This is a genomic window from Blastocatellia bacterium (assembly GCA_035573895.1).
Lineage (GTDB): Bacteria > Acidobacteriota > Blastocatellia > HR10 > HR10 > DATLZR01.
In genome coordinates this window covers 1-4597 of sequence record DATLZR010000122.1, presented here as the reverse complement: position 1 = coordinate 4597, position 4597 = coordinate 1, and the positions used below count along the sequence as shown (strand labels likewise).

Annotated in this window: 4 protein-coding genes and 1 tRNA gene; 3 read left to right on the top strand and 2 right to left on the bottom strand. The window is 59.6% G+C overall.

Annotation, left to right across the window (positions count from 1 at the left end; all coding sequences use genetic code 11):
• Nucleotides 1-274: 274 nt before the first annotated feature.
• On the bottom strand, nt 275-2515 hold the full coding sequence (locus VNM72_11065; GenBank protein HXF05939.1) for a GAF domain-containing protein: 2241 nt from the start codon (nt 2513-2515) through the stop codon (nt 275-277).
• Nucleotides 2516-2815: 300 nt separating this feature from the next.
• On the opposite strand from VNM72_11065, the gene VNM72_11060 reads away from it, so the two are divergent.
• The 3 genes from VNM72_11060 (at nt 2816) to VNM72_11050 (ending at nt 3804) form a co-directional block, all read left to right on the top strand.
• Nucleotides 2816-2891 (top strand) — tRNA-Ala (locus VNM72_11060).
• A gap of 258 nt (nt 2892-3149) precedes the next feature.
• Nucleotides 3150-3335, top strand: coding sequence for a hypothetical protein (locus VNM72_11055; protein ID HXF05938.1), 186 nt, complete (start codon nt 3150-3152; stop codon nt 3333-3335).
• Nucleotides 3319-3804, top strand: coding sequence for a DUF6036 family nucleotidyltransferase (locus tag VNM72_11050; GenBank protein HXF05937.1), 486 nt, complete (start codon nt 3319-3321; stop codon nt 3802-3804). The genes VNM72_11055 and VNM72_11050 overlap by 17 nt, the downstream gene beginning before the upstream one ends.
• Before the next feature lie 67 nt (nt 3805-3871).
• Here VNM72_11050 and VNM72_11045 read toward each other — a convergent pair whose 3' ends face one another.
• Nucleotides 3872-4264, bottom strand: coding sequence for an ACT domain-containing protein (locus VNM72_11045; GenBank protein ID HXF05936.1), 393 nt, complete (start codon nt 4262-4264; stop codon nt 3872-3874).
• Between the last annotated feature and the right edge of the window lie 333 nt (nt 4265-4597).

Sequence of the window (4597 nt, the reverse complement as noted above, 5' to 3'; positions counted from 1 at the left end):
GATGCTCTTTTTCATTGCGCTGCGAACACCTCCTTTCCTGGCGGTATCCAGTGACGTTCGCCACTCATACTCTCAGAAATCCCTGACATATCCCGCGTGAGGGACACCCACCGGCTGCGTTTGCCCTCCGACGCCGCGGGCTGGAGAAATTTCTCTCGGCGCGTCACCCGGGGTTTCACCCGGCCGCGCGCGCACGCGTGGCTCGATTTTTGGAAATCGTATGATCACGCGCCTCCGGTGGAGGCGTTTCATCCTCCAGAGTAGCGGCCGGATCTCATCCGGAGCGCCAATCGGACGCATCTTTAGTCGTCACGGTCAGCGACAGGGGAAGCTCAACGATGAAGGTGGCCCCGTGACCCTCGCGGCTCAGCGCATAGATGTCCCCGCCATGTTCCTTGATGATGCCATAGCAGATCGAGAGTCCCAGGCCCGTTCCCACGCCCGGCGGCTTGGTGGTGAAAAAGGGATCGAAGATGCGCCGCAGGTTCTCCGGCGAGATGCCCGGCCCGTCGTCCTGAAAGCGAATTTCCACCACCGGGCTTTCCTTTTCTCCCTGAACTTTTTTCTTCATCCGCGTTTGGATGACGAGCGTGCCGCCGCCATGCGCATCGGTCATGGCCTGCTCGGCATTGATGATGATGTTGAGGAAGACTTGCTGGAGCTGGGCGCGATCGGCGAGAACGTTCGGGAGATCGGAAGCGAAATCGCGCTTCACGCGGATGTGCGCCGCCTCATGTTGCGAGGCGCGTTCCCGGAGAGCCGCTTCGATCACGTCATTGATGTTGACGGGACGCTTTTCTGGAGTGTACCACCGGGCGAAAGCGAGCAGGTTCTGCACGACTTTGCGCGCCCGATGAGCTTGCGTGACGATCATTTCCAGATCGCGCTTGACCGACTCGCTCAGTCGTCCTTCGGAGAGTACCAGCTCGGAATAGCCGACGATGCTCGTGAGGGGGCTGTTCAGTTCATGGGCGATCCCGGATACGAACTGAGTGATGGCGGCCAGCTTCTCGGCATGCAGGTCCTGCTCGCGGGATACCGGGTGCTGATTCGCCTCGGTGAGAACGAGCACGGATGCCGGATGACCCTCCCAGGCGAGCGGCGATCGGATCACGTCAAAGGTCAGAGGGCGACGATCTTTCCTCACAAGCGTCAGCCGAACAAGAGCCGATTCCGAGCCTCCGCCCGGATATTCCTCCTGTGCGTGGAGGGCATCGCGACAGCTCTCGGCGACGATCCCGGAGAAGCTTCGCAGCCCATACAGCTCATCCGGGGAATATCCCGTCAGTTCAGCGGCACGGCGGTTGGCGTAGCGAATCGCGTCGTTTTGAACGACAAGGATGCCGAAGGGAAGAGTCTCGATCAAAAGGCGCCAGCTTTGTTCCATCTGCGCGAGCCGATCGCTGCGCTTGTGGCTCTCTTCGAGCAACCGGGCCATGTGCAGACCGACGGCTATGTATCCGGCAACGATCTCGGCCAGCAAAAGGTCATCATTGGTGAAGGCGAACGGCCGATCACTGTGAATGGCCAGCACACCCCGCGTGCGCCCCTCCAGGGCGATGGGCACGTCAAGCTCCGCTTTCGTTTCCGCATAGAGGCGGAGGAACCGAGGTTCCTTCGTCACATCGTTGGCCAGCACAGGCTCACCGTGACGAGCCACCCAGCCGGCCATCCCGTGATAGAGATTCTGTCGGGAACCGATGGGGATCGTCTGGGGAAATATTCCCTCTGCTGCCCGGAGGATGAGTTGTTCGGTTTCCTCCTCGACGCTGAACACGCAGACGAAAGGATACCCGAGAACATCGTGGACCAGTCGAGCGGCTTCCGTAAACAGCTTGGATGAACCCGGCGCGAGCAGGATCTGTCGGCCCACGTGAGTGACATGGTGAAGGTGCGCCGCCCGCCGTCGCTCGCGTTCGGACAGCTCGACCGTCCGCCGATAGCGACGAGCGTGTTCGAGTGCCGTACCGATGATCTCCCCCAGGGAGTCGAGAAACTGTCGGAATGTCTCCGGCAACTCCCACGTCTGTCGGCTGGCGAGAAAGAGCACTCCCACCCGTAGCTCCCGCGACCGCAGGGGAATCGCCAGGAAAAGTTGAAACCCCTCACGGCTCAATCCGGGCGAAAGGACGCGCGAATCCATGGCCGTGAGCTGAACCACAACGGGCTCGCCCTGCTCGACAATCTGACCGATGACGCCCTCACCCGCTTTCACCCGGCTGAAGGAGGAGAGGAAGCTGTGGGGAACGCCGTGAGAAAATGCCAGAGTCAGCTCAGCCGAAGAATCATCGAGTAAATAAATCCCTCCAGCCTCGCAGGGGAGCGCCTCCAGCGCCCATTGAACGGCGTTCTTTAAGACCTGATCTTCCTCTAGCGAGTGATGGACGGAAGCCAGCAGGAGGTTGAGTAAGGCGAGCTGCCGACTGCGATTGAGGATCTCATGGATTCGCTGAAGGATTCGCTCATCCGGTTCCATTGGCTGGGTGAGCTGCTGAACCGCGCGCGCAAGAACCATAGCCGCCTCCTCATCCACGTTGAGCGTGAGCTGTCGAACCGCTGAGTGTATGATCCGAGCATGATCAACCGTCCGATCATCAACCTACAGGCACCACCACAATCGCGCAGGCTATCCCGCCGGGTTCGCCTGGCGCTTCTAACGGCGAGCATCGGGCGCTAGTATGGAGAAAGCCATCAGGCAAGTCAAGCATTTTTATTTTCAGCCTGGCGTCCCCCCGAGGGCGAGGCTCGGAAGATGGCTGCAGGATAACCTTGACGAACCGGGGAGAGGTTTTGTAGTCTCTTTATCGCTTTTGGTGGGGCTATAGCTCAGTTGGGAGAGCGCTTGAATGGCATTCAAGAGGTCGGGGGTTCGAATCCCCCTAGCTCCACCAACCGTCGTTTCCCGGACCGGGCCCAAGAAGCAGGAGCTTCTGGATCATCCTTCGGCGTGGAGCTGGCACTTCCACATTTTTAGCCCGACTCACGAAGTCACTGGTCAGTCAATCGCTGATCGGTCAGTCGAAAGAAGGTTGATAACAGAGGACCCGGCATCCGAGGATGATCCTCCGACACAGGGGGAAGCCTCAGACCTCCCGCGGGGCAAGCGAGGCCGCTGAGGCCCATGTTATAATGCCCGTCGGAGCAACCGTATGCATCAACAGGATAAACCGCTGGAGCCCGATCCCGTCATCGAGGCGTATAAAAAGGATGTGGATCGCACGCTCATCCGTGAGAACCTCAAACTTTCCGTTGAGCAACGCATCGAGAACTTGATGAGGTTACAGCAGTTCATCGAAGAGGCGCGACGCGCAAAAAACCATGCTCACGAAGCTTGACCAACTGATCCCGCTGCTGGTCAAGGCTCGGGTTGAATTTATCATCGTCGGTGGCGTCGCGGCCGTGGTTCACGGTTCTGCCCGCTCGACGGAGGATTTGGATATTGTCTATCGGCGAACGCCAGAGAACGTGGCCCGCCTCGTTGAGGCGCTGGCTCCGCTCCAGCCGTATCCGCGTGGGGCGCCGCCGGGATTGCCGTTCCGGTGGGAAGAACGGACGATCTGGAATGGGCTCAACTTCACGCTGGCTACTTCATTGGGGGCTATTGATCTGCTCGGGGAGATCACCGGTGGCGGCGGCTATGACGATCTACTCCCGTACGCGGAGCGGATTCACCTCTTTGGCGTTGACTGTTTGTGCCTCGGGCTTGAGCGGCTCATTCAGGTCAAACGGGCCGCCGGCCGCCCCCGAGACTTTGAAGCTATCGCTGAGCTGGAAGCGATCTTAGAAGAACGATCCTCACGGTAACGCGAGGCTTCCATCTGCCACGTGAGAGACACTGGCGAGAGGACCTGTTCGAGTTGAGGTCGCTTTTCTAGCCTCCGAGAGCCGCGAGCGCCTTCGCGACATTGGGCACGGCCAGGATCACCACCGCCCGCGCATAGCCTTCGGCCGTCGTCGCATAGGCATATTTGATGTTGATCTTGGCCTGCGCCAGTTTGTCGGCTAGAGCCGCAAAAGCTCCCGGTTTGTTTTCTACGTGGAGAGCCAGAACTTCTTCCTCGCTGAAGCGGAGCTTGGCCTGTTCCAGAGCATTCTTTGCTCGCGTCGCGTTATCTACCAGCAGCCGGACGCGCCCCTTCCCTTTTGCTTCCGGAACGTAAATGGCCGAGATGTTCACTCCCGCATTCCCCAGAACCGAACAAATACGGGCCAGACTACCGGGCTTATTTTCCACCGTGACGGCCAGTTGTGTGACGACGGGCATAGTCCCTCCTTGCTCATTGTTCTCTGGCGCACATTATAGCTCATTTTTCGCAAGGCTGCGGGAGAAAATGATCCCTCACTGTCAAAAAAGGATCCCCCCGGCGCGCTCATCAACAGTCACGGGGGTGCGGCTGCGCTTCGCTTCAGCATCGCTGGCCGAGAGCATTGCCTTGATTTTACGCCTGCTTTGGGTGGAACCCGATAACGCTCACGGCCGGCACTATGAGAGCAAACGACTGCCCTCTTCCCTACCGCGTCCGATCCGGGCATGACTCGACTACGGACGTCAATGGCCTCACGGACCGCTGCGCTCGCCAGCGAGCCAGGTTCCATC